Source organism: Staphylococcus condimenti (genome assembly GCF_001618885.1).
Lineage (GTDB): Bacteria > Bacillota > Bacilli > Staphylococcales > Staphylococcaceae > Staphylococcus > Staphylococcus condimenti.
In genome coordinates this window covers 2628078-2652259 of record NZ_CP015114.1, presented here as the reverse complement: position 1 = coordinate 2652259, position 24182 = coordinate 2628078, and the positions used below count along the sequence as shown (strand labels likewise).

The 24182-nt window shown below is 34.8% G+C and carries 21 protein-coding genes; 4 read left to right on the top strand and 17 right to left on the bottom strand.

Features of this window, described 5'->3' with window-relative positions; genetic code table 11:
- Nucleotides 1-135 precede the first annotated feature (135 nt).
- Nucleotides 136-693 carry a 3'-5' exonuclease gene (locus A4G25_RS12725; RefSeq protein ID WP_046100408.1) on the top strand — a complete coding sequence of 186 codons (558 nt, stop codon included), beginning with the start codon at nt 136-138 and terminating at the stop codon, nt 691-693.
- A gap of 34 nt (nt 694-727) precedes the next feature.
- Here A4G25_RS12725 and dinB read toward each other — a convergent pair whose 3' ends face one another.
- Complete coding sequence (dinB, locus tag A4G25_RS12720; RefSeq protein WP_047132840.1) at nt 728-1798, bottom strand: DNA polymerase IV; 1071 nt, start codon at nt 1796-1798, stop codon at nt 728-730.
- A gap of 271 nt (nt 1799-2069) precedes the next feature.
- Here dinB and A4G25_RS12715 point away from each other — a divergent pair, with 271 nt between their 5' ends.
- Entirely contained in the window at nt 2070-2390 is a 321-nt protein-coding gene (locus tag A4G25_RS12715; RefSeq protein ID WP_047132839.1) for a KGG domain-containing protein, read from the top strand.
- A gap of 83 nt (nt 2391-2473) precedes the next feature.
- Here A4G25_RS12715 and rlmD read toward each other — a convergent pair whose 3' ends face one another.
- The 5 genes from rlmD to gatC form a co-directional block, all read right to left on the bottom strand.
- Nucleotides 2474-3835, bottom strand: a complete 1362-nt coding sequence (gene rlmD, locus A4G25_RS12710; RefSeq protein ID WP_047132838.1) for a 23S rRNA (uracil(1939)-C(5))-methyltransferase RlmD — start codon at nt 3833-3835, stop codon at nt 2474-2476.
- Nucleotides 3836-3895: 60 nt separating this feature from the next.
- Nucleotides 3896-4816, bottom strand: coding sequence for a diacylglycerol kinase (locus A4G25_RS12705; protein WP_047132837.1), 921 nt, complete (start codon nt 4814-4816; stop codon nt 3896-3898).
- Nucleotides 4817-5066: 250 nt separating this feature from the next.
- Nucleotides 5067-6494 (bottom strand): Asp-tRNA(Asn)/Glu-tRNA(Gln) amidotransferase subunit GatB, encoded by a 1428-nt coding sequence (gatB, locus tag A4G25_RS12700; protein WP_015900716.1) that lies wholly within the window; start codon nt 6492-6494, stop codon nt 5067-5069.
- Nucleotides 6495-6510: 16 nt separating this feature from the next.
- Nucleotides 6511-7968, bottom strand: coding sequence for an Asp-tRNA(Asn)/Glu-tRNA(Gln) amidotransferase subunit GatA (gatA, locus tag A4G25_RS12695; protein ID WP_047132836.1), 1458 nt, complete (start codon nt 7966-7968; stop codon nt 6511-6513).
- Nucleotides 7968-8270: an Asp-tRNA(Asn)/Glu-tRNA(Gln) amidotransferase subunit GatC gene (gene gatC, locus A4G25_RS12690; protein WP_015900718.1), complete on the bottom strand. Its 303-nt coding sequence runs from the start codon at nt 8268-8270 to the stop codon at nt 7968-7970. Before gatC ends, gatA begins: the two co-directional genes overlap by 1 nt.
- Nucleotides 8271-8658: 388 nt before the next feature.
- On the opposite strand from gatC, the gene putP reads away from it, so the two are divergent.
- Entirely contained in the window at nt 8659-10200 is a 1542-nt protein-coding gene (putP, locus tag A4G25_RS12685; protein WP_047132835.1) for a sodium/proline symporter PutP, read from the top strand.
- Nucleotides 10201-10263: 63 nt separating this feature from the next.
- Here putP and A4G25_RS12680 read toward each other — a convergent pair whose 3' ends face one another.
- The 11 genes from A4G25_RS12680 to A4G25_RS12635 all read right to left on the bottom strand — a co-directional run bounded on the left by A4G25_RS12680 (nt 10264) and on the right by A4G25_RS12635 (nt 22838).
- On the bottom strand, nt 10264-11301 hold the full coding sequence (locus A4G25_RS12680) for an NAD-dependent formate dehydrogenase (RefSeq protein WP_047132834.1): 1038 nt from the start codon (nt 11299-11301) through the stop codon (nt 10264-10266).
- 169 nt (nt 11302-11470) lie between these two features.
- Entirely contained in the window at nt 11471-12673 is a 1203-nt protein-coding gene (locus A4G25_RS12675; RefSeq protein WP_015900721.1) for a CamS family sex pheromone protein, read from the bottom strand.
- A gap of 20 nt (nt 12674-12693) precedes the next feature.
- Nucleotides 12694-14700 (bottom strand): NAD-dependent DNA ligase LigA, encoded by a 2007-nt coding sequence (gene ligA / locus A4G25_RS12670; RefSeq protein ID WP_015900722.1) that lies wholly within the window; start codon nt 14698-14700, stop codon nt 12694-12696.
- A gap of 3 nt (nt 14701-14703) precedes the next feature.
- Complete coding sequence (gene pcrA / locus A4G25_RS12665) at nt 14704-16899, bottom strand: DNA helicase PcrA (protein ID WP_015900723.1); 2196 nt, start codon at nt 16897-16899, stop codon at nt 14704-14706.
- Nucleotides 16900-17589 carry a heptaprenylglyceryl phosphate synthase gene (gene pcrB / locus A4G25_RS12660; protein ID WP_047132833.1) on the bottom strand — a complete coding sequence of 230 codons (690 nt, stop codon included), beginning with the start codon at nt 17587-17589 and terminating at the stop codon, nt 16900-16902.
- A 216-nt stretch (nt 17590-17805) separates the two neighbouring features.
- Nucleotides 17806-18108: a YerC/YecD family TrpR-related protein gene (locus A4G25_RS12655; RefSeq protein ID WP_015900726.1), complete on the bottom strand. Its 303-nt coding sequence runs from the start codon at nt 18106-18108 to the stop codon at nt 17806-17808.
- Between the two features lie 120 nt (nt 18109-18228).
- Nucleotides 18229-19527 carry an adenylosuccinate lyase gene (purB, locus tag A4G25_RS12650; protein ID WP_047132832.1) on the bottom strand — a complete coding sequence of 433 codons (1299 nt, stop codon included), beginning with the start codon at nt 19525-19527 and terminating at the stop codon, nt 18229-18231.
- Between the two features lie 210 nt (nt 19528-19737).
- Complete coding sequence (locus tag A4G25_RS12900) at nt 19738-19914, bottom strand: NETI motif-containing protein (protein WP_015900728.1); 177 nt, start codon at nt 19912-19914, stop codon at nt 19738-19740.
- On the bottom strand, nt 19904-20473 hold the full coding sequence (locus A4G25_RS12645) for a DUF2179 domain-containing protein (RefSeq protein ID WP_015900729.1): 570 nt from the start codon (nt 20471-20473) through the stop codon (nt 19904-19906). The genes A4G25_RS12900 and A4G25_RS12645 overlap by 11 nt, the downstream gene beginning before the upstream one ends.
- Nucleotides 20474-20533: 60 nt before the next feature.
- Nucleotides 20534-21376, bottom strand: a complete 843-nt coding sequence (gene nadE, locus A4G25_RS12640; RefSeq protein ID WP_047132831.1) for an ammonia-dependent NAD(+) synthetase — start codon at nt 21374-21376, stop codon at nt 20534-20536.
- Entirely contained in the window at nt 21369-22838 is a 1470-nt protein-coding gene (locus tag A4G25_RS12635; RefSeq protein WP_015900731.1) for a nicotinate phosphoribosyltransferase, read from the bottom strand. The genes nadE and A4G25_RS12635 overlap by 8 nt, the downstream gene beginning before the upstream one ends.
- A 248-nt stretch (nt 22839-23086) precedes the next feature.
- Here A4G25_RS12635 and A4G25_RS12630 point away from each other — a divergent pair, with 248 nt between their 5' ends.
- Nucleotides 23087-24160, top strand: coding sequence for a nitric oxide synthase oxygenase (locus A4G25_RS12630; protein WP_047132830.1), 1074 nt, complete (start codon nt 23087-23089; stop codon nt 24158-24160).
- The last annotated feature ends 22 nt before the right edge of the window (nt 24161-24182 follow it).

Here is a 24182-nt window from a genome sequence, read left to right as displayed (position 1 = left end):
TAACATGTGTTTACGGAAGATAAAAAAATTATTTCCCACTTATTTTAAGAATCTTAATTCCTTGACGTACGATTTATTTTCCAGTAACATTTTACTATTCTATATTAAGTATAGTTAGGAAGGTCGTTTGCAATTATGAATGACAAAAATGCATTTGTCGCTTTAGACTTTGAAACTGCAAATGGTAAACGTACAAGTATTTGTTCTGTAGGTATGGTAAAAGTGGTCGATAATGAAATCGTTGAAACGTTTTATACCCTTGTAAATCCTAATGATTATTTTTCACAACAAAATATCAATGTACATGGTATTCAACCTGAAGATGTAGCAACTGCTCCAGATTTTAATTTTGTGCTGCCGTATATGCTTCAATTTATTGAAAACTTGCCTGTTGTTGCACATAATGCCGCATTTGATATGACCGTTTTGCATGCTAGTATTCAAGCACTTGGTTTAGACACACCAGAAATGACTTACTTTTGTTCACTACAACTAGCAAGACGTACAGTGAATGCTAATCGCTATGGCTTGAATCATATGATGGAATACTATCATCTAGATTTCCATGGTCATCACGACGCGTTAAATGATGCTAAAGCTTGTGCCATGATAACATTTCGTTTACTAAAAAATTATGATAGTTTAAATGATATGCTCGCTGTTTATGGTAAAAATTTAATAGATAAAGGATAATCGATTGTGACATTTTCAAATGCACAATCGATTTTTATAGAAAGTCATATATTGACATATTTTGATATTCAGTTGTTTCCAAATTACCAACTGTTACACCAATAAGTCGAATAGGTACGTCTGGATCTTTCAATTCATTGTAAAGTGAATAAGCAGTATTATAAATATCAATATCACTTCTGATTGGATCTCTCAAACTGCGTTGTCTTGATAGTGTTTCAAATTGATAAGTTTTAATTTTGACCGTTACAGTTTTTCCTGATTTTTGAATCCGACTTAATCTTTCTGCAGTTTTCTCACTTAATTCTCTTACCTTCAAGAGAATTTCTTCATCATCATTAATATCAGTCGCAAATGTACGTTCGGTCCCTACTGACTTACGAATGCGAAAATTTTTAACTGGTTTATGATCAATACCTCGTGCTTTTTGATATAATCCATGGCCGCGTTTACCGAATATACGAATCAATTCTCTTTCATCTTTATTATATAAGTCTTGGCCATTATAAATGCTATTGGCATGCATTACTTCTTTAGTCGCTTTGCCTACACCAGGAAAATCACCAATATCTAAATTCATTAATATATCATTAACGTTATTATAATGAATAACAGTAATTCCGTTAGGTTTATTCATTCCACTAGCTAATTTTGCTAAAAACTTATTATATGAAATTCCTGCTGATGAAGTCAGTCCTGTTTTTTCACATATATCTCTACGAATAAATTGTGCAATTGCAGATGCTGATAAATCCGGACGTACCAAATGTGTAATATCTAAATATGCTTCATCAAGCGACATCGGTTCTACTATTTCTGTATAGCTTTTAAAGATGTCCATAATGATTTGAGAAGTTTCTTTATATACTTCAAAGCGAGGTTGAACATAATAACCGTCTGGGCATAACTTATGTGCTTGCGCCATCGGCATTGCTGAATGAACACCGAATTTACGCGCCTCATATGAAGCTGTGGATACGACGCCTCTCCCGCTAGCTTTCCCACCAACAATGACAGGTTTTCCTTTCAACTCTGGTTTGTCTCTCATTTCTACTTGTGCAAAAAAATAATCCATATCGATATGAATAATTCGCCGTTCACTCATTTTGTCCACCTCACTTTCTCTCTTATATTAATTATATTACATTTGGCAAGCACTTCAGAATATGTTGTTTATTCATCAATATAGTCGTTTATTTCCTCCCTACCAACACATTATTCAAAATTTAAAAAAGTTTATTTTTGATACTTTTTGTTTTTGTAAAGAATTACTGAATTATCGTTTATAGACATCAACTCGTGGTAAAACTTATTAGACTTAAGTCATTAGTTTGTTTTTAAGTCTATTACTCTAAAATTCTTAGGAGGTTTTGTAAATGTCTGAAAAAGATAACAAAATGAGTCATTCAGAAGCAGGTAAACTGGGCGGAGAAAAAACTTCAGAAGAATACAACAAAGATCATTATCAAGAAATTGGTCGTGAAGGCGGAGAAAAGACTGCAAGTGAAAAAGGCAAAGAATTTTATGAAGAAATAGGTAAAGAAGGCGGAGACAAAACGGCAAGCGAACATGACAAAGAGTATTATGAAAAAATCGGTAAAAAAGGCGGAGACGCAACATCCAAAGAAAAAGACAAAGAATTTTATGAAGATATTGGACGTAAAGGCGGAGAAGCCAACTCTAAATACGAGAAATAAGTAATAATTTGGAGGGTCGAACACTTAAAAAGTTCGCCCTCTTTATATTAGAAAAGCCGACAGTTTTATCTGTCAGCTTTTTCTTATTTTTGTTCAAATAAAGCTACGGTTTCAATATGTGTTGTTTGCGGGAACATATCAACCGGTGTAATTTCTTTTAACTGATACTGTTCTGTTAAAATACTAGCATCTCTTTGTTGAGTTGAAGGATTGCAAGAAATATAAACAATTCGTTTTGGGTTCAGTTCCAATAATGTTTTTAAAAATTGTTCATCACAACCTTTGCGCGGCGGATCGACCATCACTACATCAGGTTGAATACCTTCTGCTTTCCAACGCATAATGATATCTTCTGCTTTGCCGCAGACAAAAGTTGTATTATCATAACCATTTAACTTTGCGTTTTGTTTAGCATCTTCTATTGCCGCGGGTACAACTTCTACCCCATATACATGTTTTGCTTTTTCTGCCATATATAAACCAATTGTACCTATGCCGCAGTACGTATCTAACACTGTCTCATCACCATTAAGCTGTGCATATTCTAAAGCTTTATTATATAATTTGACAGTTTGTTGTGAATTGATTTGATAAAATGATTGATCACTAATTTTAAATTCAACAGAATCTAAATCATCTATAATTTTATCTTTGCCGTAAAGCGTTTTGGAATGACGTCCCATAATGACATTTGAATGTGATTCATTGATATTTTGAATTACGCTTTTAATATTAGGTACCGCTTCAACTAACTTTTCGATAATGGCAGGTGCTTGTTTGAATTTTTTACCATTTGTTACAAAAACAATCATCACTTCACGCGAAGTATAACCTACTCTGATAATGACGTGTCGTAACAAACCTTCTTTAGATCTTTCATTATAAACTGAAACTTTATATTTATTGAGGAGTTCTTTAATCATGACCATTAGTTGATTTTGAATGCTGTCTTGAATAATACATTCATCCATATCAATAATATCATGGCTGCGTTGTCTATAAAATCCCATAACTGTTTTGCCGTCTTTATTTTTACCGACTGGAATTTGAGACTTATTGCGGTATGACCACGGATTCATCATACCAATTGTTTCATTGATAACTGTATCAGTATACTTTCCTTTTCTATGAAATAGATTTATTACTTGATTACGTTTCATTTCAAGTTGGGCATCATAGGCAAGATGCTGCAGCTGGCATCCTCCGCATTTATAATAGTAGACACAGGGCGGTTCTACACGTTCTGGGCTTTCTTCAAAGATCTGCAGTAATTTTCCAATCGCAAAATTCTTATTTACTTTAATCAGCTTATATTCAATTTCTTCACCAGTGAGCGCTTGAGGTATAAACACAGGATATCTGTCAATTTTAACCACACCATGACCTTCATGTGTTAGATCAATGACACGCCCTGTTTTCACTTCATTCTTTTTTATTGCTTCCACTTTCTTACCTCCATAGAAAAAAGGTCAGGATTAAAATGATTATTCCTAACCTTTCGATTATCAATCTTGCTGAATTAATTCAGTGCTTTTTACAACTTTAGGTGTGTATACTTCAATATGCTGTTTCAAATTCAGGAAATTTGCAGGTAATTGACCGCCATATTCACCGTCAACATTGAGCGGCATTTGTTCAAACGAAGAAATATTCACAGATTTTGCTTTTTCATAAATTACTTTAGGATGTTTAATATGTTCTCCGCGAGATGCTAACGTCATGATATGTCCTAATTCTGCAAGATTAGCTTTTTTAACAATAATCAATGTGAAATAACCATCATCAAGACGCGCATCAGGAACTAATTTTTCAAAACCTGCCATTGAATTTGTTAAACCTAATAAGAATAATAAAATTTCGCCTTGGAATACTTTGCCGTCATATTCAATACGTACATCTACATTTGTCATTTGAGGCAGCATTTCCATCCCTTTAATATAATATGCAAAGGGTCCTACAAATGTTTTTAATTTACTTGAAGTCTCATAAGACACTTCGGTAATGCGACCGCCTGCTGCTAAATTGATAAAATAACGGCTGTTCATTTTACCAATATCTACTTTAACAGAATAGCCTTCTATAATAACATCTACAGCTTTTAAAATATCAGTAGGCAAATGCAATGCACGTCCGAAGTCGTTTACAGTTCCCATCGGTATAACACCAATCTTAGGACGTTTCGGATGCTCGGCGATACCGTTTACGACTTCATTTAATGTACCATCACCGCCTGCGACGATCAGCATTTCGTAATCTTCTTGCAAAGCACGTTTTGCTTCAATTGTAGCGTCCCCTGCTTTTTGTGTTGCATATGCACTTGTTTCGAATCCTGCTTTTTCCATTTTCACCAAAACTTCAGGAAGCATTCTTTTAAATAATTCTTTACCTGAAGTCGGATTATAAATAATTCTTGCACGTTTTCTCATAAATAATCCCTCATCATTTTTACTCATATTTAATTTTATATGATTTTCTCGAGAGTTAAAAGTATTAATGGTCAGATTTGAAAAATTAAACAATTGCAAACTATTTTGAGTATCCAAAATTTAAGCTATACCGTTTTCAAATCAATGTACTTTCGATTATTCGCCCATACACTAATTGATAAAAAAATCCTACCACCAAGCACTTTGATAGTACTCGATAGTAGGATAGTTTCAAAAGTCACAGTTTAAATTAGCGCTTGTCTAATTCTTGTTGCAACAATTTATTTACCATTTGTGGATTAGCTTGTCCTTTAGAAGCTTTCATGATTTGTCCAACTAAGAAGCCTTTTGCACGGCCTTTACCGTTTTTAAAGTCTTCAACAGATTGAGGGTTATTATCTAAAGCTTCGTTAACGAAGTTTAATAATACAGACTCATCTGAGATTTGAACTAAACCTTTATCTTCCATAATTTGTTTAGCATCGCCGCCATTTTCAGCTAATTCTGGGAAGACTTTTTTAGCAATTTTGCTACTCATTGTACCGTCTTCAATTAACTTAATCATACCAGCAAGATTTTCAGGTGTTAATTTAGTATCTTGAAGTTCAACTTGGTTTTTATTCAAGTACTCATTTACGCCGCCCATTAACCAGTTTGATGTCAATTTAACATCTGCACCTGCTTCTACAGCACCTTCAAAGAAATCAGACATTTCCTTAGTTAATGTTAAAACATGTGCATCATATGCAGGTAAGCCATATTCATTCACGTATTTTTCTTTACGTGCATCTGGTAATTCAGGGATTGTTTGACGTACGCGTTCTTTCCATGCTTCATCAACGTACAATGGTACGATATCTGGTTCTGGGAAGTAACGGTAATCATCTGATCCTTCTTTAACACGCATTAAAATAGTTTTACCAGTTGATTCATCAAAACGACGTGTTTCTTGCAATACTTCTCCGCCATTCAATAATTCTTCTTCTTGGCGTTTTTCTTCATATTCAAGACCTTTACGAACATAGTTGAATGAGTTCAAGTTTTTCAATTCAGCTTTCGTACCGAATTCTTCTTGACCATAAGGACGTAATGAAATGTTCGCATCACAACGTAATGAACCTTCTTCCATTTTACAGTCAGAAACACCTGTATATTGGATAATTGAACGTAATTTTTCTAAATAAGCATACGCTTCTTGAGGAGAACGGATATCTGGTTCTGAAACAATTTCAATTAATGGTGTACCTTGACGGTTTAAGTCAACTAATGAATAGCCATCTTTATGTGTTGATTTCCCTGCATCTTCTTCCATATGAAGACGTGTAATACCGATACGTTTTGTTTCACCGTCTACTTCGATATCGATATAGCCATGTTCTCCGATTGGTTGATCAAATTGAGAAATTTGGTAAGCTTTCGGATTATCTGGATAGAAATAGTTTTTGCGGTCGAATTTTGATTCTGTTGCAATTTCCATATTTAAAGCCATTGATGCACGCATTGCCCAGTCTACAGCACGTCTGTTTACAACTGGCAATACACCTGGGTATGCTAGGTCGATTACATTTGTATTTGAGTTTGGTTCTGCTCCGAAATGTGCAGGTGATGGAGAGAACATTTTAGAGTCTGTTTTCAACTCAACATGGACTTCAAGTCCAATCACTGTTTCAAAATGCATGATTATTTAACACTCCTTATAAATTTTGATATTGATCATGTAAGTTATATTGTTGTTCGAATTGATAAGCAACACGATAAAGTGTTTTTTCATCGAATGGTTTGCCGATAAACTGCAATCCGATTGGTCTGTCATTTGTTTGGCCGCAAGGTACTGAAATACCAGGTAAGCCAGCAAGATTGACTGGAGTAGTTAATAAATCGTTTGCATACATAGTTAACGGATCATTGATTTCCTCACCTAAATTAAAGGCAGGTGTTGGCGTTGTTGGTCCTACAACTACATCATAATCTTCGAATACACGTTCAAAGTCTTGACGAATCAATGTTCTTACTTTTTGAGATTTTTTGTAGTAAGCATCATAGTAACCTGAACTTAAAGCAAAAGTACCTAATAAGATACGACGTTTAACTTCTTTACCGAATCCTTCACTACGTGATAATTTATATAATTCATCCAAAGTGTTCGCTTCTTTAGAGTGGAAACCATAACGAATTCCATCAAAGCGTGACAAGTTAGACGATGCTTCTGATGATGCAATAACATAGTATGAAGGAATACCGTACCCTGTATTTGGAAGTGATACTTCTTCTACAATAGCACCTTCGCCTTCTAATATTTCAACAGCGTTGCGTACTGCTTCTTTTACTTCATCATTTACACCTTCACCTAAATATTCTTTAGGTAATGCAATTTTCATGCCTCTGATATCTTTGCCGATGTCTGAAGTGAAATCATTATCTTCAACAGGTGCACTTGTTGAATCGTGTTTATCTTCACCTACAATTGTTTCTAAAACAATTGCATTATCTTTAACATTACGTGTTAAGGGTCCGATTTGGTCTAATGAAGATGCGAAAGCAACTAAACCAAAACGAGAAACACGGCCATATGTCGGTTTCATTCCTACAATACCGCAATATGCTGCTGGTTGACGAATAGATCCACCAGTATCAGAACCTAAGCTGAATGGTACTAAACCAGCTGCTACTGCTGCTGCAGAACCGCCTGAAGAACCACCTGGTACTGCTGAATGGTCAAATGGATTCACTGTCTTTTTATAATAAGAAGTTTCTGTTGAACCGCCCATTGCGAATTCATCCATGTTAAGTTTACCGATTAACACAGCATTTTCATTATGCAACTTATTCATTACAGTAGACTCATAAATAGGAACGAATCCTTCCAACATTTTGCTGGCACAAGTAGTTTCAAGACCTTCTGTAATAATGTTATCTTTGATTCCCATAGGAATACCGAACAACTTACCTTCCATTTGATCTTTTGCTTGCAATTCATCTAATTCTTCTGCTTTTTTAATTGCATTTTCTTTATCTAAGGCTAAAAATGATTTAATTGTAGGATCAGTTTCTTCAATAGCATCATAGATATCTTTGACAACTTCTGAAGGTTTGATTTCTTTGTTTTTAATCATTTCGCTTAATTTTTCAACTGATTCATAACGAATAGACATTACGCATCCTCCCCGCTGATGATTGATGGTACTTTAAATTGTCCATCTTCTGTTTCTTTTGCATTTTTAAGTGCAAGTGATTGAGGAATGCCTGGAATTGCTTTGTCCTCTCTTAAAACGTTTTGTAAATCTAATACATGATAAGTCGGTTCAACCGAACTTGTATCTGCTGTATCGATTTGTTGGGCAAAGTTTAAAATTGTTTCTAATGTGTCTTGCATTTCAGTAGTTTCTTCTGGTGAAATATGAAGTTTAGATAAATTTGCAATATGTTCAACTTCTTCACGTGATACTCTAGCCATTAATGAATTGCCTCCTTAATAATACTTCATCACTAAATTGTATCAAAAAACTGGTTGAAAATCTAAAGATTTTCGCTTTCAAAACCAATCTACCAGTAACTTTGTCCCTTTTAACTTAATCATAATCATTCTCAAATGCAAGCTTTTCTATATCATGAAAGCAAAGAGATAATATGACTTTATAATTTTATACATTCACCATTATAAAAATACCTATAATAACGATTGGTTTTTACCACTTTCAGCATTTTATGTAAGCGCTTCATATACCGTCATAGTGCTATTAAAAATTTTCACAACATTTAAATTTTTTATACCCCATTTTTCAGAATTATTGTATAATAATGCGTATACATTGAAATTTCAATGGGAAAAGGGGGAAAACACGATGTTTATCTTAGGGACTTCAGTAAGTAGTCAAATTGATGCAGACTGGCAAACGTACATTATGATTGGCGTTTATTTTTTAATACTTGTAATCATCGGGATTTATGGTTATAAGCAGTCAACAGGCAATCTTAGCGAGTATATGTTGGGAGGACGTAACATCGGACCGTACATCACTGCCCTATCTGCAGGTGCATCTGATATGAGTGGTTGGATGATTATGGGATTGCCGGGGTCTGTATATTCTACTGGTTTATCAGCAATTTGGATTACTATCGGATTAAGTTTAGGAGCTTATTTAAACTATTTCATAGTGGCACCAAGATTACGTGTTTATACTGAACTTGCAGGAGATGCGATTACACTGCCAGATTTCTTCAAAAATAGATTGGATGACCATTCTAATATTATTAAAATTATATCTGGTTCTATTATCGTGATTTTCTTTACATTGTATACTCACTCAGGTTTTGTTTCAGGCGGAAAGCTATTTGAAACAGCATTTGGTCTAAATTATCGTTATGGATTAATCATGGTTGCTGTTATCGTTATTTTCTATACATTCTTAGGGGGATATCTTGCTGTATCTATTACAGATTTCTTCCAAGGTGTCATCATGTTAATCGCAATGGTAATAGTACCTATTGTTGCACTTTTAAAATTAAATGGTTTAGATACATTTCACCAAGTTGCAGATATGAAACCTACAAACTTAGATTTATTCAGAGGAACTACTGTGCTAGGCATTATTTCATTGTTCTCTTGGGGATTAGGTTACTTTGGACAGCCGCACATTATCGTTCGTTTCATGTCTATTAAATCTTTTAAACTATTACCAAAAGCACGACGCGTCGGTATTATTTGGATGGTCATCGGACTTGCAGGTGCATGTTTAGTCGGACTTACAGGAATTGCGTTCGTTCCTGAATATCATATTACACTTAAAGATCCTGAGACTTTATTCATCATTATGGGACAAGTACTCTTCCACCCTCTTGTTGGCGGATTCTTGCTTGCAGCAATTTTAGCTGCTATCATGAGTACAATTTCTTCTCAATTACTTGTAACTTCTAGTTCTTTAACAGAAGATTTTTATAAATTGATTCGCGGTAAAAAGGCAGATACTAAAAAACACGAAAAAGAATTCGTACTTGTCGGTCGTATATCTGTAATAGTTGTAGCAATTGTAGCTATTTGGATTGCTTGGACTCCAAATGATACAATTTTAAATCTTGTGGGTAATGCATGGGCAGGATTTGGAGCATCGTTCAGTCCACTCGTTCTTTTCTCATTGTATTGGAAGGGATTAACTCGAGCTGGTGCTATCAGCGGTATGATTGCTGGTGCAGTAACAGTTATTGTCTGGATTGTCTTCATTAAACCAATGGCTGATATCAATGAAATCTTTGGTATGTATGAAATTATTCCAGGCTTTATTATCAGTGTGATTGTAACTTATGTAGTAAGTAAATTAACTCAAAAACCAAGTGAACGTACAATTGGGGAATTAGATGAAGTAAAACAAATACTTCATACTAAATAAACAAAAACAAAGCATCATCGCTACAAAGTGTGACGATGATGCTTTTATTTATATCTTCAATAATTATTTTTTATCATTCTTTGCATATGATTTGCTTGTGATTTGTCCACCATTTACAATCACATCTTTTTCTGGGAATGGTTTCTCTTCAAAGAAATCAGTTAACAAGTTCTTAACGCCTTCTTCAATACGATATTGTGCTTCAATCACCATACCTGAATAATGAATCGTCATCGCATTACGCGGCATTTTTCTCCAAGGATGGTCAGCCGGTGCTGGTTGCGGATACCATACATCACCACCATATCCTTGTATATGATTTTCATTAACCATTTGTACAACTTCGTCTTTATTAACAATTTTACCTCTAGCGCAGTTAACAATATAACTGCCGTCTTTCATTCGGCTAATAGTATCATAATCAAATAAATTGTCTGTCTCAGGCGTTAATGGTGAAGTGATAATCACCACATCACTTGTTTCAACAAGTTGATCAAAATTAACGTATTTAGAGAAGTCTGTATCTTCTTGACTTGAACGTCTATAATGTTGAATGTTCACATCAAATGGTTTTAGGCGCTCTCCTACTAAACGGCCAATACGACCTAAACCAAAAATTCCGATAGTTTTATTTTGTAATTCATAGGCATGATTTGTCACTTTAGTTAGATTCCAAGTACCATCTTCAGATTGATGATGTCCCTCTTCATAATTACGAACTAAAATTAAAGTCGTCATTACAATATGTTCTGCTACACTGACAGTATTAGAATCTGTTACTTCTACAACAGATATACCATGTTTACTTGCCGCTTCCAAATCAACATGATCAGAACCTACCCCTGCTGTAATTGCAATTTTTAAATTTGGTGCTTTTTCGATACGTTCAGCAGTCATATATGCTGGATAGAAAGGTGCACTGATAACCACATCCATATCTTTAAGATGTTTATCTAAATCCTCTTCTCCATTTTTCAAAACTACAAGTTCATGTCCTTTTTCTTCTAAGAAAGGACGTAAATTCAATGCAGTTTGGTCATCTAATATATTATTTTCAGTTTCTCCTTCAGTTGCTTGAGGAAATAATGCCACAATTTTCATTTATAATCACCTTTTTCATATATTTTGCGATTTAAAAAGTTAGTCACATTAATTTTAAAATTCCCTTAACACTTTCGTTTAAACAAATGGAGTGAGTATTTTCAAATTTTTGTCATAAGAATTAAAAAAGATACCTGAAAAGGTATCTTTTAAGTTACAACCATACACATTAATTTTTATAAATATGTACTTGCGGTTTTTTATCATCTTTTGTTTTAGTAATTAATGCTCGAGCATTGTTACCATCTTTAATATGAATTTCATATTCATCTATATTACTGAAATATTTATCTGCTTGTTCTGTTACATATTGTGTAATACCTGTTAATTCCGCTTTACCATAGTAGTCAATCGGCAAGTCAATTGATACTTGTTTTGGCTTTTTATTAACAAATTTTGCTTTACCTACTGCTTGGGTAAAGTTTGTGAAATAAGACTGCAGATTATCATTAAACTGCTTGAAGTTATTATTTAAACCTTCGTCTAAATCTCCTGCTTCTTGAGAAGGCAATAATACTGTTTTCTCATCAATTGATTTCCAGTTATTAATGCGAGTTTGTCCGTCATCAGCTGTTGCTCCTGCTACAAATTCTCCAGGAATAATTTCATCTTCCCCTGATTGAATGTAAATTGCAAAATGAATCGGAATATCTTTTAAAGCTTTGTTTTCACGTAAGCGGGATAAAATTTCATCTGACATACGTTTACCTTCTTTTTCCACTTTAGCTCTATCTAATTTCTTGCTGAAAGTTTCGCCGTCTTTTTCTTTTTGGTAATAGTACACACTATTCATTGCAAGACCAATTGTCATACCTTTGATTTTCTTGCCTTCAGTATCTCTGTTACTATAAAAATCTTGCTCAAGAATATTAGATAAATAAGCAGGTGATTTCTCTGCAATTTTCTTTTCATCTTTTTCGCCGTTATGAGATGGATTCAAGCCTAAATTCTCATTTGCATTTTTCTCTTCTTTTTCATCACCTGACATTTTATCAATTTCAGACTTCGTATATTTAGGATCTAAGTAAGAATTAATCGTATCTTTATCTAAATATTGTCCGTCTTGGTAAAGATATTTATCTGTTGGGAAAACTTCTTTGCTTTGTTTGAGTAAGCCGTCTTCGAAATCTTCACCATTATAACCACTAGCCATATTTTGTTGCAAGAGACCTCTTGCTTGGCTTTCTTTAAACGGTAGAATCATACGATAATCATCGCCTTGAACATCTTTATCCGTTGCAATTTGTTTTACGTTATTCGAATCTGTTTTGTTACTGCTTTCATTTTTATCTGATTTATCTTGCTCATCCTTATTGCCACACGCTGTGAGAATCAATAAGAGAGAGATGAGTAATACAAATGTCCGCTTCATGCCCCAATCTCCTCTATTGTTTATTTATTTTCAACTTCTTTTTGTTTTTGAATAAATTCATCTTCAGACCAGACTTCTGTTCCAAGTTTTTCAGCTTTAGTCAACTTAGAACCGGCATCTTCACCTGCGATAACAAGGTCAGTATTTTTTGTCACACTGCTTGTTGTTTTAGCCCCTTGTGCTTCAAGCCATTTTGAAGCTTCTGTTCGTGTCATGTTATGCAACTTGCCAGTTAAGACGACTGTTTTACCATTAAATTCAGAATCAGTCTGAATTTCTGAAGTTTTTATACCTTCATATGTCATATTAACATTTTTTCTGCGAAGTTTTTCAATTAAAGCGATAATATCTTTATTATTTAAATAAGTAATAAGAGAAGTTGCTAATTTATCGCCGATATCATGAATTTCTAATAATTCTTCTTCAGTTACTTTAAACAATCTATCCATTGTTTCAAAGCGCTCAGCAATCACTTGGCTCGCTTTCACACCAAGGTGTCTGATACCTAATCCAAATAATAAATGCTCAAGTGAATTTTTCTTAGAAGCTTCAATTGCATTAAGCAGATTATCTGCTTTCTTTTCACCCATTCTTTCAAGCGGTAATAAATCATCTTTAGTTAAGTAATAAAGGTCGCCGACATCTTTAATAATTTCATTTTCATAAAGCTGCATAATAATTTTAGTACCTAACCCGTCAATATTCATCGCTTGTCTGGATACAAAATGAATCATGCCTTCTACTAACTGAGCTGGGCATTTCGGATTTATACAACGTAACGCGACTTCACCATCTAAGCGAACTAACTCATGTCCGCAGCTTGGACAGTGTGTCGGCATATGATATGGTTCTGTGCCTTCAGGACGTCGATCTGGAAGACTGCGAATTACTTCCGGAATGATGTCTCCCGCTTTTTTAATCACTACACTATCGCCGATACGGATGTCTTTTTCATGAATCAAATCTTCATTATGCAACGAAGCACGCGAAACGGTCGTACCCGCAACTCGAACCGGCTCTAATACAGCAGTTGGTGTAACAACACCCGTTCTGCCGATGCTTAATTCAATATCTAATAATTTCGTGACCACTTCTTCAGCTGGGAACTTATAAGCAATCGCCCATCTTGGAGATTTTTGAGTATAACCAAGTTCTTCTTGTTCTTCCAAGTCATTAACTTTTATCACAATACCATCTATATCATAGGGCAATTCTTCCCGATGTGCTGTCCAGTATTTGATGTACTCTAATACACCATCAATATCTGAAACGCGTTTACGATTTTGATTGGTTTTAAAACCAAGTTCATCCAATTCATCTAATGCTTCGCTTTGAGATTCAGCATGGAAATTTGTAAAGTCATTGACACTATATAAAAAGATACTGAGTCTGCGTTTAGCAGCAAGTTTGGAATCTAACTGACGCAGTGAACCTGCTGCAGCATTTCTTGGGTTAGCAAAAGCTTGTTCTCCTGCTTCTTCTTTTTGTTGATTCAAATGCTCAAAAGATTTCTTCGGCATATATGCTTCACCACGCACTTCAAACGTCAGCGGTTTATTGATGCGTAAAGGTATCGCACGAATGGTACGTAAATTGGCTGTAATATCCTCACCAATTGTACCGTCACCACGTGTAAGTCCTTGAACAAAACGGCCATTTTCATATTTTAATGAAACTGCTAATCCATCAATTTTCAACTCGCACATATACTCAACTTTGCCTGCTTTTTCACGTACACGTGCATCAAAGCGTCGTAATTCTTCTTCATTAAATGCATTACCTAAACTTAACATCGGCGTGTCATGACGTACTTTATTAAAAGTCGCTTGTGCTTCTCCACCTACTCTGACTGTCGGTGAATCTTCTGTTTTATATTCAGGATGGGCATTTTCAATATCAATTAATTCACGCAGTAATTTATCATACTCACTATCTGGTACTGACGGATTGTCTTGAACGTAATATTCATGACTATATTTATTCAAAAGATGATGTAATTCTTGAACGCGTGTTGCAAGTTCGGCCATTTATTAATCCTCCTTCTTCTCAATCGGAGCAAAATTCGCTAACAATCGTTTAGGTCCTTGGGATTTAAAAATAATATCTAATTCTACTGAACCATTTTTTTCATTCACATTGCTGACCATACCTTCGCCCCATGATTTATGCATGACTTTATCTCCTACTTTCCAATCGCTTGAAGATACTGCTGCATTTCTAGAAACACGACGGCTTGGTCCACGTTTAGCTGGTTTTTTACCACCGAATGAACTGCCGATTTTACTCTCTTTTTTCATACCCTTATTCAATAAATCTTCAGGTATTTCTTTTAAAAATCTTGATTCAGCATTTGATTGAATACGGCCGAATAAAGTTCTAGACGTTGCATGTGTCAGATAAAGTTCTTCTTCTGCACGCGTAATTGCTACATAACAGATACGACGTTCTTCTTCCATTTCGTGCTCATCATCACTTTTAATTGAACGGATGTGCGGGAAGATAGATTCTTCCATACCCATGATAAATACAATTGGGAACTCCAATCCTTTTGCTGAGTGCATCGTCATTAATGTTACACCGTTTTCAATATCTGCTTCATCAATATCAGCAACAAGTGATAAATCTGTTAAGAAGTTGATTAATGACTGCTCTTCTAATGGTATATTTTTTTCATAATCCATTGGTACAGACATGAACTCTTCGATATTTTCTAAACGACTGCGTGATTCTAGTGATTGATCACGTTCTAACATTTCTTTATAACCAGATTTTTCTAAGATTTCTTCAACAATTTCAGTGATTTCCAAGAATTCTTGTTCTTTAATCAAATTAGAAATTAAATTGTAAAATACTAATGCTTCTTTTACTACCTTTTTAGATAATCCGATAAAATCTGCTTCTGCTAATGCATCAAACATACTAATATCATTTTGTTGCGCATAATTTTGGATTTTTTCTACAGATGTAGGACCAATTCCGCGTTTTGGTACGTTAATAATACGTTGTAAACTGATATCATCATTACTGTTGGCAACTAAACGTAAATAACTTAATAAATCTTTGATTTCTTTACGGTCATAGAACTTATGTCCTCCAACCATTGTGTATGGAATATTGGCTTTCATAAATGTTTCTTCAAGTACACGAGATTGTGCATTCGTACGATATAAAATTGCCATATCATTAAAGCTTTTATTATTTTCGCGTTGTTGACGCATGATTTCCTTCACAACATATTGTGCTTCATCTTTTTCAGTGACCGCTTCATAATAATTGATTTTCTTACCTTCATTATTTGCTGTCCACAATCCTTTAGGTTTACGCTCTGTATTGTTTTTAATCACTTCATTAGCTGCATTTAAAATTACTTTTGTTGAACGATAATTTTGTTCTAAGAAGATAGTTTTTGCATTAGGATAATCTTCTTCAAAAGATAAAATGTTTTGAATATCAGCACCGCGCCAACCGTAAATTGATTGGTCAGAGTCCCCTACAACACACAAGTTTTTAAATTTCTTTGCGAGTAATTGAACTAATGTATATTGCGCGCGGTTTGTATCTTGGTATTCGTCCACATGAATATATTGGAATTTATTTTGATAATATTCTAATACGTCTGGTACACGTTCAAATAACGTAATTGTTGTCATAATCAAATCATCAAAGTCTAATGCTGCGTTTCGTGACAACTGGCGTTGATAGCCCTCATATACACGCGCTACCATATCAGACATGAAGTCGGTTGCTTCTGCTACCGCGTCTTCTGGTGTTTTCAATTCATTTTTCAAATTGCTGATTGCACCGATAAACATTCTTGGCTCATAACGTTTAGGATCAATATTTTCTCGTTTCAATACATCTTTAATGACTGATTTTTGGTCTGTCGGATCAATGATTGTAAAGTTGCGTTCAATTCCGATGCGATCTGCATCTCTACGCAAAATACGAACGCACATCGAGTGAAAAGTAGACATCCAAATTGCTTGCGCTTCTTCTCCTACAAGTTTTTCAACACGTTCTTTCATTTCACGTGCTGCTTTATTCGTGAATGTAATGGCCAATACATTATAAGGAGAAACTCCTTTTTCATCTAACAAGTAAGCAATTCGATGCGTTAATACTCTCGTTTTACCTGAACCTGCTCCGGCCATGATTAAAAGCGGGCCTTCTGTTGTACGCACCGCTTCACTCTGTTCCGTATTCATATTGTCTAATAACGCATTCATTTACAATTTCCCCTTTATTTTCACAGTTTTTAACGCTTGTTTGATATCGTTATATACTAAATTACCGACCACAATGGTATCTGCCACGTCAGCAGCTGCTTTTGCATCGCTTATTGATGAAATACCGCCGCCATAAAAAATATGCGCTTCTTCTAAGTTATCCTTTGCAGCACGCACTTTTTCCATATCTCCAAAAGTTCCGCTGTATTCTATGTACATTATCGGAAAGCGGTAAACTTTATCTGTCATTAAGGCATATGCTTCAATATCTTGTGTATCTATGTCAGTGTTCGCTTGTGTTTTTTCAGCCACTTTAGAATCAGGATTCAATACTACGTAACCTTGGAAAATCACTTCGTCAAAATCCATCATATGTCCATATTCTTTTAAAGCTTCTAATAAGATTCCATTATGATATGTAACATCTCGGCTGTTCAATACCATTGGGACAAAATAAAAATCAAAACCAGGCATTGTACTTTCCAAATTTGAAATTTCAAGTACCAATGGAAGCGGATATCGGCGGACACGACTCATCAACTGAATGACATTATCTTCGGTTACATTATCAGTTCCACCAATAATAATAGCATCCGTCTCTGACATGCAGATTTTATCCAAATCCTCATCACTAATCGTTTTCGCAGGATCTAATTTAAATACATGTTTCCACTTTTTAATGTCGTACATTTCACCGGTCTCCTTCTCATAACATACATATGATTATATCATTTTTAAGGTCTATATTCTAAGTGGATGTATATGAAAATCATTAAAGCTTTGTAAAATGAAACATCTATCAAAACATGACTTTATTCATTTTCAACATCCTTATTTTCAAACACAAGAGTACATATAAAACCCATTCGCACTAAAAATAATGGAATGGGTTTCGGTATATCAAAATTATTCGTTTGTTTCAATATTCATTCTGTCTAAAACGACAGTATAGGCATCATTGCCCCATTGTAATGAGCGTTTCACTCTGGAAATAGTCGCTGTTGATGCGCCAGTTTCTTTTTCAATTGTTGCGTAAGTATAACCTTGCTTAATCATTTTTGCGACTTGGAGTCTTTGAGATAACGATTGAATTTCGTTGACTGTACATAAATCATCGAAAAATTCGTAACATTCTTCTCTATTTTCAAGCGTTAAAATTGCATCAAATAACTCATCTAATGCCTTGCCGCGTAATTTTTCAATTTGCATATCAAACAACTCCTGTTCTATATATTCATACCTATTTTAACGTACTAATACGTTAAAGTGTAGTAATCCAATACGAAGAGGAGTTGTTTTTGTAAATTTATTCAATTATAACATAGAAAATTAGTCAGCTAATCCTGCACGTTCAAAAATTGTGTCCACTTGATTCAAGTGATGTTTAGGATCAAATGCTTTGTCTAAATCTTCTTTACTTAATACATCAGTAATTTGTGAATCTTGTTCAAGCAATTCACGGAATGGTGTTTTAGTTTCCCATGATTCCATCGCTTTTGGTTGTACTAAATCATATGCTTGTTCACGAACCATTCCTTTATTAATAAGTGTCAATAACACACGTTGTGAATAAATTAAGCCGAAAGTTTTGTTGATGTTTTCCATCATATTGTCTTCAAAGACAGTTAAACGATCAATAATGTTTGTGAAGCGATTCATCGCGTAATCTAATGCGATTGTAACATCAGGCAACATAATACGTTCTGCAGATGAATGTGAAATATCACGTTCATGCCATAATGGCACATCTTCATATGCAGTTGTAATATAACCGCGGATAACACGAGAAATACCTGTAATGTTTTCAGAACCGATCGGGTTACGTTTATGCGGCATAGCTGAAGAACCTTTTTGACCTTTAGCAAATGCTTCTTCTACTTCACGTGTTTCAGTTTTTTGCAATCCACGTACCTCAACTGCAAATTTTTCCATAGAAGTTGCAATTAATGCAAGTGTCGCAATATAGTATGCATGACGGTCACGTTGCAATGTTTGTGTAGAAACTGGTGCTGCCCCAAGTCCTAAATGTTCAGTTACATATGCTTCAATTTCAGGAGGGATATTAGCAAAAGTACCAACTGCCCCACTCATTTTACCAACTTCAATTTCTTCTCTCACTGCTTTGAAACGTTTCATGTTACGCAACATTTCTTGATACCATAATGCCATTTTCACACCGAAAGTAGTAGGTTCAGCGTGTACACCATGTGTACGGCCCATCATTAAAGTATATTTATATTTTTTTGCTTTAGCAGCTAATACTTCGATAAAACGTTCAATGTCTTTTTCTAAAATATCGTTTGCTTGTTTAATTTGATAGCTTAATGCAGTATCTACTACATCAGTAGAAGTTAAACCATAGTGTACCCATTTACGTTCTTCACCTAAAGTTTCAGATACTTGGCGTGTAAAAGCTACAACATCGTGACGAGTTTCTAATTCAATTTCTTTTGCACGATCAACATCTACACGTGCATTTTCACGAATTTTTTTAACGTCTTCCTCTGGGATGAAACCTAATTTACTCCAAGCTTCGCATGCTAAAATTTCTACCTCTAACCATGCTTCATAACGATTTTGGTCTGTCCAAATTTGAGACATTTCTTCTCGAGAATAACGTTCAATCATTTCATAAACTCCTATCTTAAAGTTTGATTTTTAAATTTATCGTCCGCTTTATATGTACATTATCGTATTTTTTAATCAAAACGTTCGACTTTTTATTCTTATACTCTCTATTTTAACAGAATATTTTCTAAAAGTATAAGGATTTCAAGAACTTTTTCAACAAAACGCCCAATCAGCTATGTTATTTCCATCTCTGATTGGGCATTTTAATTATTCTTCTATTTTCTTACCGACAAATTGAATAAATTGGCGTTCGACTTCTATACTGCCATCTTTATTTTCGCGATAGACAGGTTTTTCGAAACGCTTTACCGGCATGTATCCCGCTTCACGCATACGCTGCAAACAATCTTGAATTGTTTCATCTTCTCTGACTTCAAATTTCATCTGTATCATACGCTTTCAATTTTTTACTTCGAACACCTTTAACCCAGAAGCCACCATGCAATGTACGTGCTTCGTATGCAATGACAAAAGCTTTTTCGTCAATTTGCTTAATTGTGTCCATTAACTTCAATTCGAAACGTCTAGGTGTAAGGATTTGCATCACTAAACGTTCTCCATCTCTTCCGTATGCTGGGAAATGGGTAACACCATAACCTAGATTTCTTAACTGTGTAGGCAAATCTAATTCATAATTAGCGGTTGTCACATTGACCACTGAATATCCCAAAGCAAGCTTTTCTTCAATTTTCATGCCGACAATAATACCGACAGAGAAACCTAAAGCATAAGCAATAATGTTTTGGAATTTATCTAAGTTCGCCATAACAAGTCCTAAACCGATAATATAGATTAATACTTCTATAAAACTTACAGCAGCAGCTACATAACGATAGCCTTTTAATGTAAGAATCGTACGGACTGTTAAGCATGTGACGTATGCCACGTTAATGACAAAGATTGCAAGCAACATCAGCCAAGGGTTTGCTGATATGACTGACAATATAACATACCTCTTTTCAATTTTTGATTCACACTATTTTATCAGTCACAAAAATTTTTGTCACTCTTTTTCTTTATCAGATTCAGTTTTCGGCCAAGTATAACGTGTATAAGCAAGCTCTCTTTTATGCGCATTGCGTAAATAATGTTTTTCTATCACTTTTTGATCCGCTTCAGAAACAGGACGTCCTTCTAAATAATCATCAATAGCTTGATAAGTCACACCTAATGCATCTTCATCAGGCAACTGAGGTTTGTCATCTTCTAAATCTGCAGTCGGTACTTTTTCATATAAATGTTTCGGTGCACCAAGATATTCTAATAATTGTCTGCCTTGACGTTTATCTAAACCAAATAACGGTGCAATATCTGCTGCACCATCCCCATATTTTGTAAAGAAGCCTGTAATGTTTTCAGCTGAATGATCTGTGCCGATAACAATTCCGCTAGTATTCGCAGCAATTGCAAATTGAACTTTCATGCGTTCTCGCGCCTTTTCATTGCCTCTTTGAAAATCCGTTAAATGAAATCCTGCTTCTTCCAATGCTTTAACACCTTGGTCGACAGCGGGTTTGATATTAACTGTGACAGTCTGGTCAGGTTCAATAAAGTTCAATGCATCTTCTACTTCATTTGCATCTTTTTGAATACCATAAGGCAGTTTAACTGCGATGAAATGACACTCTCTGCCTTCTGAACGCAGTTCACGTACTGCAATTTCTGCCAAACGTCCTGCCAATGTAGAATCTTGTCCTCCTGAAATACCTAAAACAAGCGATTTAATAAAGCCATGTGATTGTACATATTCTTTGATAAATCGAATAATACTGCGAGCCTCTGTTTCACTATCGATTTCAGGTTTTACCTTCATTTCATTTACAATGATATCGCGCAATTCACTCATGTCGTTCCTCCATTTCTTTGACGTTTTCTGCAACCTCAAAAATTTTCTGCTGTTTATTATCCCAGCAAGCTTGGCTTAAATCGACTGGATATTCTTGCGGATTTAAGAAACGTTTATTCTCTTCCCAAAGATGACTTAAATTACTTTCCAAGAATTTTTGTGCTGTCTTTTCATCAGGAAGGTCGTAAACCAATTTACCATCTTTATAAATATCTTTGTGTAAATCAATTGCATCAAATGATTTAACAGTCTTACTTTTATAAGTATGAACCGGATGGAATAGTTTTAATGGTTTTTCATCATCTGGATTTTCATATGCTAAAGTAATGTAATCCCCTTCAGCTTTGCCTGTTTTCTTATTAATAATACGATATACATTTTTCTTACCAGGCGTTGTTACCTTTTCAGCATTGTTTGATAATTTGATGCGGTCTTGATACTCACCATTTTCATCTTCAACGGCCACTAATTTATATACTGCGCCTAATGCAGGCTGGTCATTTCCTGTAATTAATTTCGTACCGATGCCCCATGAATCCACTTTAGCACCTTGAGCTTTCAAGCTCATGATTGTTTGTTCGTCCAAGTCATTAGAAGCAATAATTTTGGCATCTGTAAATCCAGCGTCATCAAGCATTTGACGTGCTTTTTTAGAAAGATAAGCAATATCGCCAGAGTCTAAGCGAATGCCGATAAAATTAATTTTATCTCCAAGTTCTTTCGCTACTTGAATTGCTGAAGGCACGCCTGATTTTAATGTATGGAAAGTATCCACTAAAAAGACGCAATCTTTATGACGCTCTGCGTATTTTTTAAATGCAATATATTCATCGCCATAAGTTTGAACAAAAGCATGAGCATGTGTACCTGAAACAGGAATACCGAACAACTTGCCTGCACGTACATTACTTGTTGAGTCAAAGCCACCGATAATAGCCGCTCTGGCACCCCAAAGTGCCGCATCTTCTTCTTGGGCACGGCGTGTTCCGAATTCCATTAATGTATCGTTAGGTGCAACTTGTTTAATACGGCTTGCTTTCGTTGAAATTAAAGTATGGAAGTTCACCACGTTTAAGAGAATTGTTTCAATTAATTGTGCTTGAATAAGCGGTGCTTCTACTCTTAGAAGCGGTTCATTATTGAAGCAGACCTCTCCTTCTTCCATCGCTCTGATACTGCCCGTAAAGCGCAAATCTTTTAAATAATCTAAAAAATCTTCTTTATATCCAATTGATCTTAAATATTCAATATCTGATTCTGTAAAATGAAATTTTTCAATGAATTGAATCACTCTGCGCAATCCATTAAATACAGCATACCCACTATCAAAAGGCATTTTACGGAAATATAAATCAAAGACTGCCTTTCTTTCGTGAACATTATCATACCAATAACTTTCAGCCATGTTTATTTGGTATAAATCATTATGAAGCATTAAGCTATCATCTTTGTATTGATACATAACTCTCTCCCCAATCAACCGTTTTGTGTTTAGTTTATCACATTCCTATTTTGTTTTATACGTTCTGGTTACCTTTATAGACTTTTATTGTGTATAAAACAAAAACCATGTGAAAGATAGTTTGTAAATAGTATGTGCAGCAATGTAAAAATTTTGTTGAAATTATGGAAATTACATTCATAATTCATATAGTTTTATTAGGGCTTTATGTTGAAAAAATCTATAATAGTTTATGAGGTGAATGCGGAATGTTATTAGAAAAAGCGACAGAATTTATTAACACGATGTATGACGAATTAGACTATTCTCAAGAAGAAAAAACGAAGCGATTAAACGAAATTGAAAATGAAATAAACGAAAGCGGGACATATCGACATACGACAGAGGAATTAACGTATGGTGCACGCATGGCGTGGCGAAATTCTAACAGATGTATTGGAAGATTATTCTGGGAAACACTTATCGTTCAAGATGCAAGGGATGTTGAATCAAATGAAGCATTTATCGATGCTATCAACACTCATTTAAAAGAAGCTACAAATGGCGGAAAAATTAAATCTTATATTACTGTGTTTTCTCAAGACAATCCGCCTACTATCTATAATAACCAATTAATCCGCTATGCAGGATATGAAGATAAAGGCGATCCTGCTGAAAAAGAAATTACACAGCTCGCTGAGCATTTAGGATGGCAAGGAGAAGGAACAGACTTCGATGTACTTCCGCTCATCTACAAACTGCCTTATGAAAATCAAATGCGTATGTATGAACTACCTTCAGAATTAGTACTTGAGGTCCCTATTGAACATCGCAACTATCCTAGATTAAAAGAATTAGGAATTAAGTGGTATGCAGTTCCTATTATTTCTAATATGGACCTTAAAATCGGAGGTATCACTTATGGTACCGTTCCTTTTAACGGCTGGTACATGGTTAATGAAATCGCTGTGCGTAATTTTACTGATAGTTATCGCTATAATTTAATAGAAAAGGTTGCAGATGCGTTCGAATTTGATACACTTAAAAATACTTCATTTAATAAAGATCGTATCGTCGTTGAATTGAACGATGCTGTATATCATTCATTTAAAAAGAACGGCGTTTCAATAGTTGATCATTTAACCGCTGCTAAGCAGTTTGAACACTTTGAACGCAATGAAGAACATGCACATCGAAAAGTGACAGGAAAATGGTCATGGTTAGTCCCATCACTTTCGCCTACTTTGGTTCCGAATTATCACCATGGATATTCAAATGAAATGAGAGAACCAAACTTTTTCTATAAAAAGAAAGCTGAAAAACAAGGGTGCCCTTTTCACTGATCAGTGACGTATACCGCCAAAG